Raw genomic sequence first — 20,549 nt, forward strand, 5'->3', positions numbered from 1 at the left:
GGGGCGTTTTTGTTTGGGTCATGGCCAAAGCGGCTGTCACAGGACTTCGTAGACCGAGACATAGACCGTGCTTTTTTCGCGCTGCCCCGATCCGACAAAGATCCGGTGATTAAGCCAGCTATAGCGTTCATCGCCGGTTTCGAACCGGGGCTGGGTGCGCATGTAATATTTCGACGGATCGACATGTTCACCGCGTGCAAGCGCGTCCAGAACATCCTTCGGACCATGCCGGAACCCGAAATTGCGGATATCAATCAGCGCCCCGTCGTGGGTTTCGATGCAATATCGGGTGTCGAGTTCGGCCACACCGTTTTCGAAAACGGTTTGCCAGTCTGCACCCAATGCCAGAACGCGACCATTCAACGATTTACCTTCGACATGACCGCCAATGATCGGAATGATCCTGCGTGTGCCGCGCATTGAGTTGCCGAGCTCCATCGGGGCTTCCAGCTCGACCGTCAGATCGCAAAAATGTTCAAGTTCAAGCTTCATATCGGCCTCTTTAATTCATGGTCGTCGGCAGGAAAAGAACGATGGATGGCACCAAAACCAGCAGGATCAGGCGAATGATGTCGACCGCAACAAACGGGATGACACCCTGAAAGACCTTTTGCAGGGGCACTTCGCGGGCAATCGAATTGATGACAAACACATTCATCCCGACAGGCGGGGTGATCAGGCCAAGTTCAACCGTCATGACAACGATGATGCCAAACCAGATCGGATCGAACCCCAACTGGGTAACCACGGGAAACACGATGGGCACCAGAAGAATGATCATCGCCATGGCATCAAGGATGCAGCCCAGCAACAGGAAGAACACAAGGATCAGCGCAAGTGTCGGATAGGCCCCGATATCAAGCCCGACCAGCCATGCGGTGATCTTTTGTGGAGTCTGGGTGATGGCCAGAAAATAGCCAAACAGGATCGCACCGATCAGAATGGTATAGATCGCGACCGAGGTGCGCAGGGCCTCGACCAGACTATCAAGAATGCTGCGCCAGCCAAGCCGCCCCCGGATCACCCCGATCAGGGCAGTCAGGACAGACCCAACTGCTGCGGCCTCTGTTGCCGTAACAATACCCAGATAGATGCTGCCGATAATGGCGATGAACAGGGCCAGAACCGCCCACACATCGCGCAAGGATCGAATGGCGTTGCGCAAATCAAACGGTTCGCCCGCCGGCAACCCGCGGGCATAAGTCACCCGAAAGGCCAGCATATACATCACAATCGCCAGAAGGCCGGGAATGATCCCGGCAATGAAAAGCTTGCCGACATCCTGTTCGGTGATGAAGCCATACACCGCCAGAACAACCGATGGCGGGATCAGAATGCCAAGCGTTCCGCCCGCAGCAATCACCCCGGTCGCGACATGATCGCGGTAGCCGCTGCGTTGCATTTCCGGCAAAGCGACCTTGGTCATGGTTGCCGCCGTTGCCACCGATGATCCCGAGATGGCGGCAAACCCGGCACAGGATGCAATGGTCGAAAGCGCCATGCCGCCCCGAAATGATCCCAGCCACGCCTGCCCCGCGCGAAACAGTTCGCGCGACATGCCGGAATTGGTGGCAAGAACGCCCATCAGAATAAAGAACGGAATGAGGCTGAGGTTAAAATCGGTGATGGTGCGGATCGGAGATTGCGCCAGCAGGTTGAGTGCAGGCGTCGGGCCAACGATCGCGGCAAAGCCCCCGACACCAACAATCCCCATCGCAATGCCGATCGGCACCCGAAGCAGCATCAGGGCAAACAGCGCAATAAACCCGCCAAGTGCGACAAAATCGGCTTCAGTCATCAGTTCCCCCCTGAACCAGCAGTTTGCTTTTGTTTTTTGGGGTCGGAGGCAATATGCGGCTCTGACTCGGCGGGTTCAAAATCATCCAGACCGGCGTTGGTCAGCGCGATCATCAAGGCACGCGCCAGAATGGTCAGCATGCTGACCGCAACGCCAAGCCAGATCAGCCCCATGACCGGCCAGACGGGAACCTGCAGATCAAATGTCGTCTCGCCACTGTTATAGGCGCTGGTGACACGCGCCAGCATCTTCCAGCACAGCAAGCCGGTGAAACCCAGCAAGACTATCCAGGCAAAGAAATCCGTCCATCGACGAACGCGCGCGGGCAGCATCAGGGCAAACAGATCGACCTTGATGTGCGACCCACGATAGCCCACGCAGGCAAAACCCCACATGATCACCACACCCAGAAACAGGCGCGAAAAATCAAATGCATCGGGGATCGGCCATGCAAACAGGTAGCGACCAATTGCGGATGCCAAAACCAGCAACGTGATCACCGCAAGCAAAATGGCCGAGACCATTTCGACCTTGCGCGAAAAGGCTTCGAGATATGTCAGGGAGCGATGAAGAACCCGCATGATTTATGCACTTTCAGAGGTATCGGCAGCACCGACATGCGATGCCGCCGATACAGGGAGGGTCATCAATACTTGGCGTTCTCGGCTTCGAGCGCGTCGATGAAGGCCTTGTAAATGGCATCAGCGTCACCGCCCTTGGCCGTAACGCTTTCGCGCCATTGGGCAACAAGCGGTTCGGCGGCATCGCGCCATTGTTGCAGTTCGTCGGCGGTCGGCTGATACAGTTCGTGATCGCCCGATGCCATCATCTTGTCGCGACCAGATGCCTCGTTCTCGGCCCAGCCCTTGGAAAAACGACCGGACCATTCCGGCGTGCAGTGATCGTCCATCACCTTGCGGTTTTCGGCTGACAATCCGTCATAGACACCGCGATTGATCACAAGGATCTGCGAGGAGACATAGAACGGCATATCAAGGTGATACTTGGTTTCCTGATCAATCCCGAAGATATAGATCGAGTTCCACGGGAAGGTGATCGCATCTGCCGTACCCTTGGCGATGGCTTCGCGGGCCTCGGGTGCGGGGACCTGAACACTTGCGCCACCCAGCAGGTTTACAAACCGTGCCATGGTCGCATGGGCCGGACGTACGGCATGGCCGTTGATGTCTTCCGGCACACGGACCGGCATTTTTGAATGGATGGTGCCGGGATCATGCGGATTGACCAGACAGAGTTTGACTTCCGGCATTTCCTGTTCGGCGTAGTTGTCATACCACTTGTGAAGGGCGACCGATCCATTGACCGCATCCTTCACATTAAATGGTACCTCGGTCAGGCCATAGATCGGGAAACGCCCGGCCTGATAACCCGGATTGATATAGCCGATATCGGCAATGCCATCGCGGGTCATGTCATAGTGATCAGGTGCGGAGCCCAGTTGCTGCGCCGGGAAAATCGTGAAATCGATGTTGCCACCGGATGCCTCGCGGATGGAGTTTGTCCATTCTTCAAGACCCATGGTTTGGACCGGATGGGTTGGCGGCAGCCAGTGGGCCAGACGGAAATTCACTTCCTGGGCAGACGCACCGGAAATGGCAGACATGGCGGCAACTGACGCCAAGGCAATCACTGAACCAAGTTTAAGTCGTTTCATTATTTCCTCCCTGAGAAAACCGACACCGGCAATTTTGTTTTTGTTGCCTTGTCTGTCGGTAACTCGATTTGATCAGACCACCCTTGGAAGCCTTTGCCCCAAGGGTTGGGCTGATCGCCAAACCGGGCCCAAAACCAATGTCCCGGTCAAAAATAACGTCTCCGTTTGTCGCGACCCGGCGCAGCTGATGGCGCCGTTGGTCGTGCCTATGCCAATTTCGCGTTTTCGATCAGAACAGCAATGCCCTGCCCACCACCAATGCACGCCGATGCGATGCCATAACGCTGACCGGATTTGACCAGTTCGCGCGCCAGCGTATTGGTGATCCGAACCCCGGTCGCGCCCAGCGGATGACCAATGGCAATCGCGCCGCCATTGACGTTGACCTTGTCTTCATCAAGACCAAGTTCGCGGATGCAGGCCAGGATCTGTGCCCCGAAGGCTTCGTTGATTTCGATCCGGTCAATCTGATCAAGGGTCATGCCGGTTTGATCAAGAACAGCCTTAATGGCCGGGACCGGGCCAATGCCCATGATTTCCGGCGGCACACCGACCGCTGCGCCTGCAATAATGCGGGCACGCGGTGTCAGGCCGTGTTTGCGGGCATAATCGGAACTGCCCAGAACAACACCGGCAGCGCCATCCACCACGGCTGATGAATTGCCACCTGTCTGAACCCCGCCAAAGGCCGGGCGGAGCTTTGCCAGAATGTCATAGGGCGATGGCCGAATGTGGCTGTCGCGGTCGACCTGATCGATCTTGCGCGGCAGGCGGATGGAGCGCGGATTGCCATCGGCAAACTCAAAGGTTTCGTTGGTCACGGTTGCGATTTCACCAGCAAGGAAGCCGTTTTCCTGTGCGCTCACGGCGCGGGCAAAGCTGCGTTCGGCAAAACGGTCCACTTCTTCGCGGGTGATGTTGTATTTCTTGGCAAGGTTTTCCGCCGTGTCGCCCATGGTGCAACTGACCGCCGGATCCAAAAGGGCCTCCCACAGGAAGTCCTTGAATTCGACCTGCCCCATGCGAAAACCACTGCGATGGGTGTAGGCGGCAATCGGGTTGCGGCTCATGGACTCAGTGCCGACACAAAGGGCCAGATCGCCACGACCGAGTGAAATATGATCAGCAGCCTGCAGGATGACTTCGATGCCCGTCCCGCAGATCCGCTGCACAAGATGGGCTGGGCGATCCACCGGCACCCCGGCGTAAATCCCGATATGGCGCGGCGTCATATAGGCATCATAGGATGCCTGGGCCATCGATCCGGCGACGGTGAAATCGATATCGTTCGCATTCACCCCGGCGTCCTCGATGGCCGCGCGGGCCGCCTTGATGCCAAGATCAATCGGGGAGACCAGCCCGAAGGCCCCGGTATAATCGACAAACGGTGTGCGTTTTCCGCCCAGCAGCCAGACATCTTCAAATTCGGTCCGAAGACCTTTGGCGTTCGCAGTCATTCTGCTTATCCCTTTTTGGCAATCATGACCCCGGCGGGTGACGGGTCGGTATAAAGTTCGGCGACCTTGTCAGCGCGTTTGGTCAGAACCGCACGCTGGTTGATCGAGCCCTTGTCGGTGACTTCGTGCGCATCGAGTTCCGGCGAGCTTTCCAGCAGGATCGCGCGCGCGACAAAGTTCGAACTGCCTGTCGATTTGGTCGCCAATTCATTGAGGCATTTTTGAAAATGCGCCTGCACGGCCGGATGGGTTGCGATATCGCGCTCCGACGCGTTGGCGGGCAGATCCGGGCACAGTTTTTTGCAGGCGGTGAAATCGGCAAAGATCAGCGCACCGACATAGCCTTCGTTCAGACCGGTCAGCACCGCATCACGCACATAAGGCGCAAAGGTCTGGGCAATGGCCGTCCGGATGGCGGCGACATGCACCCAGGTGCCCGTCGAGAGTTTGAAATCTTCGCAAACCCGGCCATCAAACAGGAAGCCCCGTTCGATATTGTCCGGATCAACAAATTTCAGGGCATCACCAATCAGGTAATAGCCTTCATCGTCAAAAGACTCGCTGGTTTTGTCAGGTTGCTTCCAATAGCCGGGTGTAATGCTGGGTCCCTTAAGGCGGACTTCGAGCTTTTCGGCATTGGGCACCAGTTTGATATCAAGCCCGACGGCCGGAAGACCAACACTGCCCGCCTGATCAACCGCCCAGGTGGTGGTAAAGGCAAAGGGGGCCGTTTCGGTGGAGCCATAGCCGGTGACGATGACGATCTTTTCGCCAACCGTGTCCTCGGCGATCTTTTCCAGATTGTCCCAGACATATTGCGACAAGCCGGCACCGGCATATTGCATCAGTTTGAGCTTGGCAAAGAACATCTCGCGCAGTGTTTTGTTTTCGCGCAGATGATGGACAAGTGCCTCGTACCCCTTGGGGACGTTGAAATAGATGTTGGGCGATACTTCGCAAAGGTTGCGCACGGTTTCATGAATACCGTCCGGGGTCGGTTTGCCCTGATCGATATAGAAACTGCCGCCATTATAAAGCGCGATGCCGAAATTATGGTTGCCGCCCGCGGTATGGTTCCATGGCAGCCAGTCGACCATCACCGGTGGTTCATCCTGCAAAAACGCCAGCGCGTGACGCAGCATCATCTGGTTAAAGCACAGCATGCGCTGGGTATTGATCACGGCCTTTGGCATCCCGGTGGAGCCGGACGTGAACAGGAACTTGGCAATCGTGTCTTCGGTGATTTTGCCATTGGCGGCATCGACCGCATCGGTCGGCGTGGTCTGACGGACATCTTTGAAAACATCGCAATCATATTGCGACAGCGGGTTTTCCAGAACCAGCAGACGGGCATCCTTTGGCATGACGGCGGCCAGTGCCTTGGCATATTTGGCACCATCATCCACAAAGATCAGACCGGGGTTCAACAGATCACAGATATGGCGCAGCTTGGCAAAATCGGATGACACCAGCGAATAGGCCGGCGACACCGGCGCATAGGGAATCCCGGCATACATCGATGCCAATGCAAGAAGCCCATGTTCAAGACTGTTGCCCGACAAGATCAGGACCGGGCGATCTTCGGACAGGTCCTGTTCGATGAGGTACTGCGCAAGACTGCGGACCTCGTTTCGGGTTTCAAGGAAGCTTCGTTTTTGCCAGCCGCCGGTTTTGTCACGGTCGGCCAGAAACAGATGATCGGGTGTTTGTTGCGCCCAATGGTCAAGCTTGTCGGTGATGGCGCGCGGATAGTCATCCGGCGTTTCCGTTGATCGGATATAGATCGTGCCGTTGTCCTTTTTGGACATCGAGACACGCGTATCTCCCATGCGAACCGGACGGAGTCCGGGTTCAGCAATCATAGGCATGAGACGAAACCTCCAGTTTTCATTTTCTTATTTGTTATAATTCATAACAATCATAATTCATCACATCAAGCGCAATATCTTTATGCGTGTACACGGACCCAACAATTTGACCTTGAGTATAATTATGCTCGCGCGCGAGAGGTGCGAATTTTGATGCGATTTCAGTTGACTAATGACGATTGACGCCGCTCTTTTACTGTGTAAACATAATTGTTATAAAACATAACAAACTTTGGGTAAGGAAATGCAGCTCAATCAGGTTCCCGCCATCATTACCGGCGGCGGCAGCGGCCTTGGTGCCGCCACCGCACGCACATTTGCGGTTGCAGGCGCGAAGGTCGCGGTGTTTGATCGCAACGGTGACGCCGCCAAACGAGTCGCAAGTGAAACCGGCGGAATTGGCCTGGAAGTCGACGTCTCTGACCGAAGCTCGGTCGAAGCTGCATTCAAGACCGTGAAACAAAATCTTGGCCTGCCGCGCATCCTTGTGAATTGCGCTGGCATTGGCACCGCCAACCGCATTTTGCCACGCGATGGCAGCCTTCCGATTGATGATTTTATCAAAACACTGAACGTCAATCTGACCGGCAGCTACATCACCATGAGCTATGCCGCGCAGTTGCTGTCGGAGGCCACCCCGGTAAATGACGATGGCGAACGCGGCGTGATCATCAATACATCATCCGTCGGGTATGAAGACGGGCAGATCGGCCAGTGCGCCTATGCGGCATCAAAGGGCGGGATTGCCTCGATGACGTTGCCAGCCGCGCGCGAGTTGGCGCGGATCGGCGTGCGGGTGATGGCGATTGCGCCGGGTCTTTTTTCCACCGCAATGACCGACACCCTGCCCGAGGAAGCCCGTCAGGCGATTGAAGCCAACATTCCGTTTCCCAAGCGGCTGGGCAAGGCGCAGGAATATGCCGACCTCGCCCGCCATATCGTCGAAAATACCATGCTGAATGGCACAGTCGTCAGAATCGACGGCGCGGTTCGCCTGCAGGCAAAATAAAGACCAGATTGCTTTACGTAAGGAACAAGAACATGACCAACGGCGCGAATGACGTATTGAACGTCGCAATCAACGGATCGATTGCCCGTTTGACCATCACGCGACCTGAAAAGCGTAACGCGGTCAGCGATACTTTGATGGCAGCACTTGAGGCGTTTTTTGCCAATCCGCCCGAAGGGGTGCGGGTTGTTATCCTGGCTGGTGAAGGCGGGCATTTTTCAGCCGGGCTTGATTTGGCCGAGCATGTTGCACGAAATGCCGCCGATACCATGCGCCATTCACGCAACTGGCACCGCATCATGGATATGATCCAGTATGGTGGATTGCCGGTGATTTCCTTGCTTAAGGGGGCGGTCATCGGCGGTGGCCTTGAACTGGCCAGTGCGACCCATATCCGTATTGCCGATGAAACAACGTTTTTCCAGCTTCCCGAAGGGCGCCGTGGCATTTTCGTTGGCGGCGGCGCATCGGTCCGGGTCGGCCGTATTCTGGGCGCGGATCGCATGATCGAGATGATGCTGACCGGGCGCAAATACAACGCCGAAGACGGCCTTCGCCTTGGCCTGACCCACTATGTTTGTGACAGCGAGGAAGCCGCCGAAGCAAAGGCCATCGAGCTTGCCAATACGGTTGCCGAAAATGCGCAGCTTTCGAACTATGTCATGATCCAGGCCCTGTCACGGATCGAAGACATGGCAAAAACCGATGGCCTGTTTACCGAAAGCCTGTGTGCCGCCCTGACCCAGACCAGCGAAGATGCACAGGAAGGATTGAAGGCGTTTCTTGAAAAACGTGCACCTAATTTCAAGTAACCGCCTATAACAGAGCCGCAGATAATTGCGGCCATCAGATCGCATACCATAAGATCAAGGATCGGCAAGAAACCGCACAAAGCGGACGCCAGAACAATCAGGAAGGAACAGGGCCACCCAAAAAACCGGTGCGCCCATAATGTGAGGAGACGTTCGATGTCAGGATTTTCCGTTAATCGCCGCCAGATGCTCGGCATCATGGGCGGCGCACTTGCAGCCCCTGCAATCATTGGCAAGGCACGTGCAGCCGAAGTGACCCTTCGTCTGCATCATATGTTGCCGCCGGTGGCACCGATGCACAAGGCGTTCTTCGAACCGTGGTCCAAGACCATCCGCGAACAGTCCGATGGCCGTATCGATATTCAGATCTTCCCGGCCATGCAGCTTGGCGGCAAACCGCCGCAGCTTGCCGAACAGGTGGCAAACAACGTTGTGGATATCGCCTGGACGCTAACCGTCTACACGCCGGGTCGTTATCCGATTTCCGAAACGCTGAGCCTGCCGTTCATGGTGACAACCGCTGAGGCAACATCGGTTGCCATGCACAAGTTCATGGATGAATTTGGTCAGGACGAATACCGCGGCATGAAGCCATTGGCCTATCATGTTCATGCCGGTGGCAAGTTCCACATGCGCGACAAGGCGATTGAAAATCAGGCGGATCTTGACGGCCTGCAAATCCGCGCCCCGAACCAGAATGTCGGTAAGGCCCTGTCCATTCTGGGGGCTGAGCCGGTCTTCTTCCCGGTCACGGAAATGGCTGTCGGCCTTGCCAATGGCGTGATTGATGGCACATGCCTGCCTTATGAAGTGGTTCCGGCCTTCAAACTTCATGAATTGACGTCGGTGCATTGCGCCCCGGCAGAAGGCGGACGTGGTCTTTATGCCAACTCGTTTGCGCTTTTGATGGCGGGCAATGCCTATGACAGTATGCCAGATGATCTGAAAGCGGTGATTGATGCCAATTCCGGTATCGATCTGTCACGCCAGATTGGCAAACAGTTCGATAGCTTTGAATCGGTTGGCTACAAAATGTGTGCTGATCGCGGCAACAAGTTCGTCGAGATTCCCAAAGACGAAATTGAACGCTGGCAGTCCGCGACCCAGCCGGTCGTCGATGAGTGGATCGAGACCCTCAATGATGCCGGACATGATGGCAAGGCGATGATTGATCGCCTTAATCAGCTGATCGACGCCGAGACCGCCTGACATGTCAGGAGCCACCCGTGATCACAATGGGCGCGGCAATCGCGCTGCGCCCATTTATTTTCTTGGTCAGTTTGTTGATCGTGCCTGCATTGCATCCGCTACTGTTGCGGGTGCCGTCATGCTTGCTGTCGCCGTCACGGTAACGCTATCAGTGACGATGCGATATATCGGCATTGGCGGCATTCGTGGTGACTTTGAAATTGTCGAAATGGGATGCGGGATTGCCGCATTTCTGTTTTTGCCGTTGTGCCAGCGCAAGGGCAACCATGTCATGGTCGACATTTTCAGCATGGCCTTCCCCCAACGCACCCGCACCATTCTGGATCAACTCTGGGAGATCCTGTTCTGTTGTGGCTGGGTGATTATTTCCTGGCGGGTCGCTTACGGCCTGATTGATATGTTTGATTATAACGACCGCAGCATGCTTTTGAGAATGCCCACCTGGATTATCTACGGCTTCGCACTGTTCGGACTTGGGCTTTCAGCCCTGACCGCCTTGTCGAACGTGATCGAACAGTTTGTTCGCCCAACCACCTCATCGCAAACGGATGCCCCACAATGAGCCCGGTTGAAATCAGCATCATTATGGTCGTCGTCCTGCTGGCGCTTATTTTCCTGCGCATGCCGATTGCATTGGCGATGGCCGTTGTCGGGGCGGGCGGGTATGTCGTTCTGTCGGGATGGTTGCCGCTGTCGGCTTATCTCAAGACCGCAATTGTCGATAAATACATTTCCTATGACCTTGCCGTCATTCCGCTGTTTATCCTGATGGGGCAGATCGCCACCCGGACGGGCATCAGCCGGGCGATCTTTACCGCATCCAATGCCTGGCTTGGTCATTGGCGGGGCGGACTTGCCATGGCATCGGTTGCCGGCTGTGCGGCATTTGGGTCGATTTGCGGATCCTCGATTGCGACCGCAACCACCATGGGCCGGGTGGCCCTGCCCGAAATGCGGCGCCACGGATATTCCGGCGCACTTGGGGCCGGAACACTTGCCGCGGGTGGCACGCTTGGCATCCTGATCCCGCCGTCGGTGGTTTTGATCATTTATGCCCTTCTGACCGAACAGAACATCGTCAAACTGTTCCTGGCCGCGACCATTCCGGGGCTTCTGGCCGTTCTTGGCTTTATTCTGGCGATTGGCGTTTACGTTCGCCTGTTCCCCGAAGAAGGCCCGGCCCATGCGGGGCTTCCGATGCGCGAACGCATCCGGTCGCTTGGCGGGATCTGGCATGTTGCGCTTGTTTTCATTGCCGTTCTGGGCGGGATTTATGGCGGTGTCTTCACCCCTGCCGAGGGGGCATCTGTTGGTGTGGTCCTGATTGCGCTGACCGGTTTTCTGATGCGCAGCCTTTCGGTGAAAGGCCTTTTTGAATGCGTGATCGAGACTGCCGGGACCACGGCGATGATCTTTGCCATCATTTTTGGCGCGGATCTTTTCAATGTCGCGCTTGCCCTGACCCGGGTGCCGACCATGGCGGCCGAGTGGGTCGGCACGGCCGGGATCGCACCGATGACGGTTCTGATGGTGGTGATCCTGTTTTACATCGTCATGGGGTGCATCATGGACAGCTTGTCGATGATCCTTTTGACCGTGCCGGTGTTTTTCCCTGCCTTCATGGCGATGGATTTCGGTATGGATCCGACCCATCAGGCGCTGTGGTTTGGTATCATCACCCTGATTGTTGTCGAACTGGGGATGATCACACCCCCGGTCGGGCTTAATCTGTTTATGATATCAGCGATGGCACCCGATATTCCGACCCGCAAGATTTTCCGCGGGGCGGTGCCGTTCCTGCTGGTCGAGTGCCTGCGCATCGCGATCATTGTCGCGTTCCCGGTACTGACATTCTGGCTGGTGGATATCGTCACAGGATAGCCGCGTCCAAAAAGATGGAGACACCGTTGCAAGCAAACAAAAAGAAGAAAAACGATACGGATACCGGTATTGCCGGATTGTCGCCCGACAGTCCGCTGCGGGGCTTTGTCGGCTATAACCTCAAGCGTGCCTATATGTCGATCCATAGCGATTTTGTCGCCAGCCTGACGCATCTTGATCTGAAGCCGACGACCTATAGTGCGCTTGCCATCATCAATGAAAACCCAGACATCAGTCAGACCGATCTGGCCAGGTCCCTTGCCATGGAACGGTCGAACATTGTCGTCATGGTCGATGAACTTCAGGCGCGCGGATTAATCGTGCGCAACAAGGTGCCAACCGATCGTCGTGTCTATGCGCTGCGCACCACCGCCAAGGGGATCGAGCTTTTCCTTGAGGCCAGCCGTGCGGTTCAAAAGCATGAAGACAAACTTCTGGAAGGCTTCGATCCCGAAGAACGCGCACACCTTGTAGAGATGCTGATCCGTATTCAGCAGGTCAAATAACGCTTAGATCAGGTAAGGTTCCATGTTGCGACTGTCCCGTGAAATCCGTGTTGAATGGGGTCACTGTGACCCGGCCCGGATTGTCTATAACCCGAACTTCTATGACTGGATGGAAGGCGGACTTCTGGCCTTGCTTTCAGTTGCCGGGTTCGACCTTGCCACAATGATCGCAAAGGACGTGGATTTTCGCGGAACGCCGCTTGTGCGTGGTGATGCCAGTTTTATGGCGCCTGCCCGGGTCGGGGATTTGATCGTGCACCATGTCGAAGTATCACGCTGGGGCGGGAAATCGTTCGACCTTTCCCATCGCTTTACGCTGGGTGAAACCACCTTGCTTGAAGGATCACAAACCCGCGTCTGGGGTCGCGCCAACCCGGACAACCCGGCAAGTCTGGCGGCTGTTCCCGTGCCCGATGCGGTCAAGGCTGCCTTGTCAGAAGACAAAGTTATCCGCCTGACACTCCATCAGGAAACGCAAGTTTAAGAGACGCTGTCGTGATCCCCTTCAAAGCGCCGATTGACGATATTCTGTTTACCCTGTCAGTGACCGGCGATGAAAACCGCGCCGCAGATCAGGGCTTTGACGCGGAAATCACCAGCGAAATTCTGGATCATTTTGCCCGCTTTGCCGAAGACGTCATCGCCCCGATTGATGAGCCGGGCGATCAGGAAGGCTGCCGGATCGAAAATGGCCGGGTCCGGATGCCATCGGGTTTTATCAACGCCTATCAGGCCTATGTCGAACAGGGATGGCAGTCGATTTCACTGGCTGAGGAATTTGGTGGTCAGGGCGCCCCGGCCACCGTCTGTGGCGCGATCAGCGAAATACTGGCTGGGGCCTGTCATTCCTATCAGATGGTCACCGGACTAGTCCCCGGTGCAGCCAGACTGATTGCCCAATTTGGCACCGATGACCAACGGCAGACATGGCTTCCCAAACTGGCATCAGGCAGCCATCTTGCCACCATGTGCCTGACCGAACCGCAAGCAGGATCGGACCTTTCAGACATCCGCACGGTCGCAAGCCAGCAACAAGACGGCAGTTGGGTTCTGACCGGGGAGAAGATCTTTATCTCTGGTGGGGATCAGGATCTGAGTGATGAAATCGTGCATCTGGTTCTGGCGCGGACCGGCACCCGCGAAGACGGGGTTCGGGGGCTGACCCTTTTTCTCTGTCCGTCACATTCAAGCGAGACCGAACGCAACGCCATCACGGTCACCCGGATCGAAGAAAAGATGGGTTTGCATGCCTCCCCCACCTGCCAACTGGCGTTTGATGGCGCAACCGCCACCCCGATTGGCCGGATTGGCAACGGGTTGATGTGCATGTTTACCATGATGAACCATGCCCGCCTTGATGTCGCCTTGCAGGGTGTGGCGCACGCCACCCGCGCCCATCACATCGCCCAAAGCTACGCCGCGGAGCGCAAGCAGGGCCGCGACCGAAACACCGGCCAACCGATTGCAATCGATCAGCATCATGACGTTGCGCGCATGCTGGCACGTCAGGACATGCTTGCGATGACCGGCCGCTTGATGGCCTATAAGACCTTTGCGTTGATGGAGACGGGTACAAATTCCGACCTGATCGAATTTCTGACCCCGATTTGCAAATCGTTCTGCACCGATGCCGGGGTCGAAGCCGCCCAGATCGGCATTCAGGTCCTTGGCGGTTATGGTTATTTGCGAGAATACCGGGTGGAACAAACATTGCGCGATGCGCGCATCTGCCAGATTTACGAGGGCACAAACGGCATTCATTCCCTGACCCTTGCCGGTCGTTTGACCCGCCACAAGGACGGTGCAAGTGCCAAGGCGTTCGAGGCCCTGATCAGCGACCTGATCGCTGGCACCCGCGGTAATACCGAGCTGGCAAAGCAGCTTTTGACATACTGGCAACAGATGACATCAGAAATCATCGCCAGCGACACGCCAGAGCAGTATGGCCAAGACTATATGCAAATCAGCGCGGCAACCTATGGCGTGGCACTTTGGACAGAACTGGCGGATCGACTTTCACCCGATCAAACCAGCCGCTATGAGAAATGCATGGCGCAGGTAACGGAATGGGGTGCTGTGACACTCGCCTGCAGCACCGCACGTATGGCGCATCCCTAAAGCCATGGATGCCTCCTCGCCGTCAAAATCGAGCATTTAAATTAAACACGTTTCTTTGGCACGTGGGCCAATTTATAGTTCGAGAACCGAGTCCTAATTCAAGGGAACGCTTTTGGCCGGTTTTCATTGGTCCCGAAATCAACGACTGAGCCTTGTCGGCCGATATACCTTGTTATCGGTAGGTGTTGTCGTGTGTGCGCTTCTGGCACTCAGTTTCTTTTATCAGCGCTTTTCCAATGAACTGATTGACCGTCTGACAGGCGAACGGCTCAGCGCGCAGGTCGCGGCAACGTCAAACAAACTTTCTGCCTTTCTAGATGCGCGCATCTATCAGTTGGTCACCCTGTCAAACCACCCGGCCCTGCCGGCCTTTATTGAAGCGCCGAACTCCCCGCAGGCTGAAGAAGCCCTGACCCTGCTTCGGGTGGAGGCAGATTCGCCTGACCTTTATGGTGTGCTGTTTTTTGACTGGTACGATAATCTTGATCGGCTGGTCGCAGGCCAAGCCGCGTCGGGACCGCCTTATTGGTCGAAAAACGGCTGGGATATTTCCGGCCTTCCACGTGTCGAACATGAAGGCATTGAGTTTATCGGCCCCAAATTGCCTGAAAATGGTAATTCCGGCTGGATTTTAATGCGTGCACATATTCGCGATACCGGCCTGGGGCAGAACACGTCTGTCGCCCTGCATGTGCGTCTGGCATCCCTAACCGAGCTTCTGGCAAGTGCCGGGGTATCGGGCGTGATTGATCCGCTTTTGCGCACGCCGGGCGGCATTGTTCTTGATGCGACGGGGCGCCCAACCGAGGTCACTAGCGAGCTAATTGAAGGCCCCAGCATCCTTCCGGGATGGAACCTTGTGATGAGTGTTCGACCGGGCACCATCCTGCAACCGATTGATGAAACGCGCTTTTGGCTAGCGGTGACAGCCGCCGTCATCATTGTGGTTATTCTGGCGATCTTTTTTGCCCTGTCACGCAGCCTGCGGCGGCGGGTCGATACGCTTGTTCAGGGGGCACACAGTATTGCGTCGGGCGATCTGTATTACCGCCTGCCCGAAGGTCGCCGTCGCGATGAAATCAGCACGGTCGCCAAGGCCTTCAACACCATGGCATGGCAGCTTAAAGACCTGATTGATCGGACAGTACGCGCCGAAAAACTTGCCGTTCTGGGCCAGTTTGCCACCGGTGTCGCGCATGAGGTCCGCAATCCGCTGGCCACCATGAAAACCACCGTTCAGGCCCTTGTGCGCAAGGAGCCCGATGGCGAGCGCAAAACACTTTTGGATGATATGGGCCACCAGATTGATCGTCTGTCACGCGTGGTGAATGATCTTCTGGCTTATGGCCGACCCGGTGAAGCCTGCCCGCAGGAAACCGAAATACGGGATCTGTTCCGACAGTCATCGCGCGTCCTGACCCCGGTCGCCGAAGAGGCCCAGGTGCGGTTTTACACCAGCGGCGATTCCCGCCTGACGATCTTTGTCGACCCGGATCAGGTGCTGCAGATCCTGCTAAATATCGGGATCAATGCCATTCAGGCCTGCCAGCCCGGTGGCACGGTGAGCCTGCGCGCAGAACGCCACAAGGATCAGGTCGAGATCCGCGTCACCGATGATGGTTCGGGCATCCCCAAAGAGCATTTGCTTGACGTCGTGCAGCCATTTTTTACCATGAAAAGCAAAGGAACCGGACTTGGCCTGACAATCAGCCAACAACTGGTCGAGTCAAATAACGGTTCAATCAATATTGAAAGTGCCCCGCAAGAGGGCACGACAATCACATTGAAGTTCCCGGCAACGAAATCGGAAACTTCAAAGGAGGAAACATCTAAAAATGCCCCGCCAGATCAGGATTCTGATCGTTGATGATGAGGAATCATTCGTCCGATCACTAAGCTTTGCGCTTCGTACCGAAGGCATGGATGTCACCGGCGTCCATTCCGGTGAAGATGCGTTTTTGCAAGTCCGTGAAAACAAGTTCGATATCATCCTGCTTGATCTGCGCCTGCCCGGTGCCGATGGCATGGAGGTCCTTGATAGCATCCGTAAACTTGATATCGATGTGCCAGTCATCATGATTTCGGCCCATGGCGATACCCGTGCGGCGGTGAAGGCCGTCAAACTCGGTGCGGCCGATTACCTGAGCAAGCCGTTCGAACTTGATGAGCTGATCCACACGATCAACACCACCCTTGATCAGAACCGCACCGCACTTGAGCTTGATTACCACCGCAAGCGCAATGTCCCGACCAACGGTCTGATTGGCGAATGCGCGCCGATGCGCGAATTGCGCACAACGATCGACCGTGTCGCACAAAGCAGTGCCAGCCGCATCCTGCTGCAAGGCGAGTCCGGGACCGGCAAGGCGCTGGTTGCGCGTGCCATTCACGGCGAAAGCCCGCGTGCTTCAAACGCCTTTATCGAAGTCAACTGTGCCGCCCTGCCAGAACAGCTGATTGAAAGCGAACTGTTTGGCGCCGAAAAGGGCTCCTACACCGGTGCGCATCAGAAACGCACCGGCCTTGTCCGTCTTGCCGATGGAGGCAGTCTGTTTCTGGATGAAATCGGCGAATTGCCGCTGGCGCTGCAGGCGAAGTTCTTGCACTTCCTTGAAAACGGCGACTATCGCCCGGTCGGGAGCGAACATTCCGCATCAGCCGATGTCCGCGTGATTGCCGCGACCAACCGCGACCTTGCCGAGGAAGTCCGTCTGGGCAATTTCCGTGAAGACCTGTTTTACCGCCTTAACGTCATCACCATTGATATCCCGGCACTGCGCCACCGCGGCGAGGACATTATCAAACTGGTCGACCATTTCGCCGATCATCAGGCCAAGGCCGAAGGGTGCCATCCGATCCATTTTGACGATGCAACCCTTGATCTGCTGCGCCATCATCGCTGGCGCGGCAATGTGCGCGAACTTAAAAACCTGATTGAGCGTCTGACCATTCTTTATCCGTCCAAACAGATTTCACCGGATCTGCTGCCGGCTGAATTCCACGTCACGGATGATAACCCGGATGATCGGCATGGCGGAGTTTCGGATGGCAATGCGCAATTGCAGGACCGCATGGACAACACCGAGCGTCATCTGGTGCAAGATGCGCTTGATCAGGCCGACGGTCACAAAGGCCGTGCGGCAGAAATACTTGGTATTTCACGTCATGCCCTGAAACGCCGACTACAAAGGCTGGGGCTGCAATAACTTACCCCCAACCCGAAGCATTTCCGACGCACCCTTGAGCGGTTTCCGCTCAAGGGTGTTTTGCTGCTTGAGCGCCTAACGCTCATATTCGCGCTCAAAACCGCTCCATGATTTTGGCCCAAAACGGTCAATCGCGCGGCTTTCCTGACTTTGCACCGAAATTTCGCAACTGGCACAGCCTTTGCGGAATAGCGAGACAAAGGTACAAACGCGGATGGAACAACCATTCGCAGGGAGGAAAGTCATGGAGATGCTCAAACACCCGGTTTCCGGGTGCATCACCATTATTGTAGCCACGTTCGCACTGTTTGCGGCCAATACCGCACAGGCAGAACGTTTTGAGCTGGGCGCATCTGCACAGAACGCAGATGCTGTCATCGGCTGTTTGTACCCGATGACCGGACGGTCGGCCACCTATGGCCGCGACAGTATTTCCGGCATCAAAATCGCCCTTCAGGACCTCGAAGCCGAAGCAAAATCCGGCCTGGATGTGCCCAATCTGCGCGTCATCGCCGATGACCCGCGATCAAAGGCATCCTATGCAGTCCGGCTGGCACAGGATTTCATCACCAATGACAATGCCAAGTTCTTCTGTGGCATCGTGTCATCGGGTGTGGCCCACGCCGTAAGCGATCTCGCCAAAAACGAAAAGATCATCATGGTCGGCACCGATCATGCGTCATCGCGGCTCAGCATCGAGGCCGGCCACGATTATTACTTCCGCGTCACCAATGACAGCTGGACGTCGATGGCCGCCGGTGCGCGTTATTTACGCGATCTGCAAAAGGAAACCGGCTGGAAACGCCTTGCCTTTGTCGGACCGGATTACGATTACGGCCATGTCTCCTGGACGGATCTGCAACTCGCCCTTGATGAACTGGATGTTGAATATGAAACCGTCGGCGATTTGTGGCCGAAGCTCTATGAGCCGGATTATTCGATCTATATCAACGCCCTGCAATCAGCAAAGGCCGACGTGGTCGTAACCGCCCTTTGGGGCGGGGATTTCATCGCCTTTATCAAACAGGCGGCATCAACCCGTTTCTTTGAAACCACCCGTCTGGCCAATTTCGATACCGGTGCAAATTACGATGTGATGATGGCCCTTGGTGATCAGCCCTATCCGGGTTTGATCCTGTCAGCGCGCCATCACAATAATTGGCCCGACACCGGACGTAACAAGCGGTTCGTCAAACAGTTTCACGACATGACCGGGCGTTATCCGACCTATGCGGCCGAAGGCGCTTATACCGGGATCATCGCCATTGCACGTGCCATTGAAAAGGCTGGCGGCGTTGACGATGACCGCGCGCTCATCACCGCACTTGAGGGTTTGCAACTGGCCCTGCCCGAAGATCCGCCGGGCTTTGCATCCTATATCGATCCCGAAACTCACCAGATTGTCCAGGCGCAAGCCGTGGGCACGGTCGTCCACAACGAAAACTTTCCGCCATCGAAACTGATGGTGGGGAACTGGGCGATCTACGATGCCGAAGACCTCAAACCATCAAAAGAGATGGTCAAACGTCGCCGCGATGCCGTGGCCGGCGGGTCGGAGGCAGTTCCACCGCCAACTCCATGACCTTTCCCAAGGGAGGAAATAGTGAAGAACAATAAATCAAAATTCAGCAAATACCTTGTATCGGGCGTCGCAGCGCTTGCCCTTGCAGCTGGCGCAGCCGGTTCTGCATCGGCTGCTGAGAACGGCAAATTCCGCGTCGGGATCGTGACCTTCCTGTCCGGTCCGGCAGCTGGTCCGTTCGGCGTTCCGTCGGCAAATGCCGCCAAGGTCCTTGTTGAAGAACTGAACAAGGGCAACCTGCCCGCACCATACGACAAGATCGGCATCAATGGTGCCGAAATCGAAGCCGTGATCATCGACGAAGCCGGTGGTGCAACCAAGCAGGTTGAAGAATACCGCAACCTTGTTCAGCGTCAGAAAGTCGATGCTGTCATCGGCTATGTTTCTTCGGGTGACTGCCTGGCAATTGCACCGGTTGCCGAAGAACTGAAAACCTTCACCATCGCATATGATTGCGGTACTCCCCGTCTGTTTGCGGATAACCCGGACGCGCAATACATGTTCCGTACCGGTCTTGACGCATCGGTCGATAACATCGGTGCTGTTCGTTACCTTGCCGCGACCCGCCCGGACGTTACACGTCTTGCCGGCATCCAGCAGAACTATTCCTGGGGTCAGGACAGCTGGGCTGACTTCACCGCCGCTGCATCGGCACTCCTCCCTGAAGCAGAAGTTGTCGAAGAACAGTTCCCGAAAATCTATCAGGGCCAGTACGGTGCTGAAATCTCTGCCCTGTCCGTGAAACGCCCGGAAATCGTTCACAGCTCCTTCTGGGGTGGTGACATGGAAGCACTGGTTCTGCAGGCAAATGCCCGTGGCCTGCTTGAAGACGCCACCGGCCTTCTGACCTGCGGTGAAGCATCCTTTGCCACCTACAAGGATCAGGCCCCGAACGGCATGATCATCGGTGCACGTGGCCCGTTTGGCCAATTTGCCCCGGACAACGAACTGAACACCTGGTTTGAGGGTGTCTATCAGAACGCCTATGACCTTGAGCCGGTCTATCCGGCAACCAAGATGGCCCAGGCGATCCTGGGTCTGAAGTATGCCGCCGAGAACGCCGGTGTCGCCGATAAGGAAATCCCGTCGGCAGAACAACTTGCTGCTGCGATGAAAGGTGCGACCTTTGAGTCGGTTTCGGGCACGGTGGAAATGGCACGCGGCAATGGTCATCAGGCCATGCAGGGTATCACCTATGGTGAATACCACTACGAAGACGGCGTTGCCTCGATCAAGAACGCTGTTTCGTTTGATGGCGAATGCGTAACACCCCCGGAAGGTGTTGCTGCTGCGGACTGGATCGCAGACGGCTTCCCGGGCGCTAAGTGTAACTAAGTTGCCCGCTCTGTTTTACAGAGCTTCCTGATCCTGCGGACATCCCGTCTCCCTTGGGGTGTCCGCCCCTTTCCCTGCACACTGGATATTTGT

Annotated in this window: 18 protein-coding genes; 12 read left to right on the plus strand and 6 right to left on the minus strand. The window is 56.1% G+C overall.

Translation table 11 applies throughout. From position 1 onward, the window contains the following. Nucleotides 1-36: 36 nt before the first annotated feature. From TH4_RS10615 to TH4_RS10640, 6 genes are all read right to left on the minus strand, one after another. Nucleotides 37-492, minus strand: coding sequence for a DUF3237 domain-containing protein (locus TH4_RS10615; RefSeq protein ID WP_063089091.1), 456 nt, complete (start codon nt 490-492; stop codon nt 37-39). Nucleotides 493-502: 10 nt separating this feature from the next. Further along, complete coding sequence (locus TH4_RS10620; protein WP_064781098.1) at nt 503-1,798, minus strand: TRAP transporter large permease; 1,296 nt, start codon at nt 1,796-1,798, stop codon at nt 503-505. After that, the gene (locus tag TH4_RS10625; RefSeq protein ID WP_064781099.1) at nt 1,798-2,379 is read right to left on the minus strand and encodes a TRAP transporter small permease; all 582 of its coding nucleotides are present in this window, start codon (nt 2,377-2,379) and stop codon (nt 1,798-1,800) included. Before TH4_RS10625 ends, TH4_RS10620 begins: the two co-directional genes overlap by 1 nt. A gap of 65 nt (nt 2,380-2,444) precedes the next feature. After that, complete coding sequence (locus TH4_RS10630; RefSeq protein WP_064781100.1) at nt 2,445-3,473, minus strand: TRAP transporter substrate-binding protein; 1,029 nt, start codon at nt 3,471-3,473, stop codon at nt 2,445-2,447. 206 nt (nt 3,474-3,679) lie between these two features. Continuing rightward, nucleotides 3,680-4,930 (minus strand): thiolase family protein, encoded by a 1,251-nt coding sequence (locus tag TH4_RS10635; protein WP_064781101.1) that lies wholly within the window; start codon nt 4,928-4,930, stop codon nt 3,680-3,682. Between the two features lie 5 nt (nt 4,931-4,935). Then, entirely contained in the window at nt 4,936-6,798 is a 1,863-nt protein-coding gene (locus TH4_RS10640) for a feruloyl-CoA synthase (protein WP_245227836.1), read from the minus strand. A gap of 244 nt (nt 6,799-7,042) precedes the next feature. Between TH4_RS10640 and TH4_RS10645 the strand changes: the two genes are divergently transcribed. From TH4_RS10645 to TH4_RS10700, 12 genes are all read left to right on the plus strand, one after another. Next, nucleotides 7,043-7,807 carry an SDR family NAD(P)-dependent oxidoreductase gene (locus TH4_RS10645; RefSeq protein ID WP_063089097.1) on the plus strand — a complete coding sequence of 255 codons (765 nt, stop codon included), beginning with the start codon at nt 7,043-7,045 and terminating at the stop codon, nt 7,805-7,807. Between the two features lie 32 nt (nt 7,808-7,839). Continuing rightward, the gene (locus tag TH4_RS10650) at nt 7,840-8,619 is read left to right on the plus strand and encodes a crotonase/enoyl-CoA hydratase family protein (RefSeq protein ID WP_064781103.1); all 780 of its coding nucleotides are present in this window, start codon (nt 7,840-7,842) and stop codon (nt 8,617-8,619) included. A 156-nt stretch (nt 8,620-8,775) separates the two neighbouring features. Then, the gene (locus TH4_RS10655) at nt 8,776-9,828 is read left to right on the plus strand and encodes a TRAP transporter substrate-binding protein (protein ID WP_063089098.1); all 1,053 of its coding nucleotides are present in this window, start codon (nt 8,776-8,778) and stop codon (nt 9,826-9,828) included. Between the two features lies 1 nt (nt 9,829). Then, nucleotides 9,830-10,390: a TRAP transporter small permease gene (locus TH4_RS10660; protein WP_064781104.1), complete on the plus strand. Its 561-nt coding sequence runs from the start codon at nt 9,830-9,832 to the stop codon at nt 10,388-10,390. Beyond that, a complete protein-coding gene (locus TH4_RS10665) occupies nt 10,387-11,709 on the plus strand; it encodes a TRAP transporter large permease (protein WP_064781105.1) in 1,323 nt (440 codons plus the stop codon). Before TH4_RS10660 ends, TH4_RS10665 begins: the two co-directional genes overlap by 4 nt. A 26-nt stretch (nt 11,710-11,735) precedes the next feature. After that, complete coding sequence (locus TH4_RS10670) at nt 11,736-12,215, plus strand: MarR family winged helix-turn-helix transcriptional regulator (protein WP_157193935.1); 480 nt, start codon at nt 11,736-11,738, stop codon at nt 12,213-12,215. A gap of 22 nt (nt 12,216-12,237) precedes the next feature. After that, on the plus strand, nt 12,238-12,699 hold the full coding sequence (locus TH4_RS10675; RefSeq protein WP_064781106.1) for an acyl-CoA thioesterase: 462 nt from the start codon (nt 12,238-12,240) through the stop codon (nt 12,697-12,699). Between the two features lie 11 nt (nt 12,700-12,710). Then, the gene (locus tag TH4_RS10680; RefSeq protein ID WP_064781107.1) at nt 12,711-14,333 is read left to right on the plus strand and encodes an acyl-CoA dehydrogenase family protein; all 1,623 of its coding nucleotides are present in this window, start codon (nt 12,711-12,713) and stop codon (nt 14,331-14,333) included. 190 nt (nt 14,334-14,523) lie between these two features. After that, nucleotides 14,524-16,200 (plus strand): sensor histidine kinase, encoded by a 1,677-nt coding sequence (locus tag TH4_RS10685; protein WP_245227838.1) that lies wholly within the window; start codon nt 14,524-14,526, stop codon nt 16,198-16,200. Then, the gene (locus tag TH4_RS10690; protein ID WP_064781108.1) at nt 16,169-17,539 is read left to right on the plus strand and encodes a sigma-54-dependent transcriptional regulator; all 1,371 of its coding nucleotides are present in this window, start codon (nt 16,169-16,171) and stop codon (nt 17,537-17,539) included. Before TH4_RS10685 ends, TH4_RS10690 begins: the two co-directional genes overlap by 32 nt. Nucleotides 17,540-17,783: 244 nt before the next feature. After that, nucleotides 17,784-19,121, plus strand: a complete 1,338-nt coding sequence (locus TH4_RS10695) for an ABC transporter substrate-binding protein (protein WP_064781109.1) — start codon at nt 17,784-17,786, stop codon at nt 19,119-19,121. A gap of 21 nt (nt 19,122-19,142) precedes the next feature. After that, complete coding sequence (locus TH4_RS10700) at nt 19,143-20,456, plus strand: ABC transporter substrate-binding protein (RefSeq protein WP_064781110.1); 1,314 nt, start codon at nt 19,143-19,145, stop codon at nt 20,454-20,456. Nucleotides 20,457-20,549: the final 93 nt, after the last annotated feature.

The organism is Thalassospira tepidiphila MCCC 1A03514, from assembly GCF_001662875.1.
In the GTDB taxonomy this organism is placed as follows: domain Bacteria; phylum Pseudomonadota; class Alphaproteobacteria; order Rhodospirillales; family Thalassospiraceae; genus Thalassospira; species Thalassospira tepidiphila.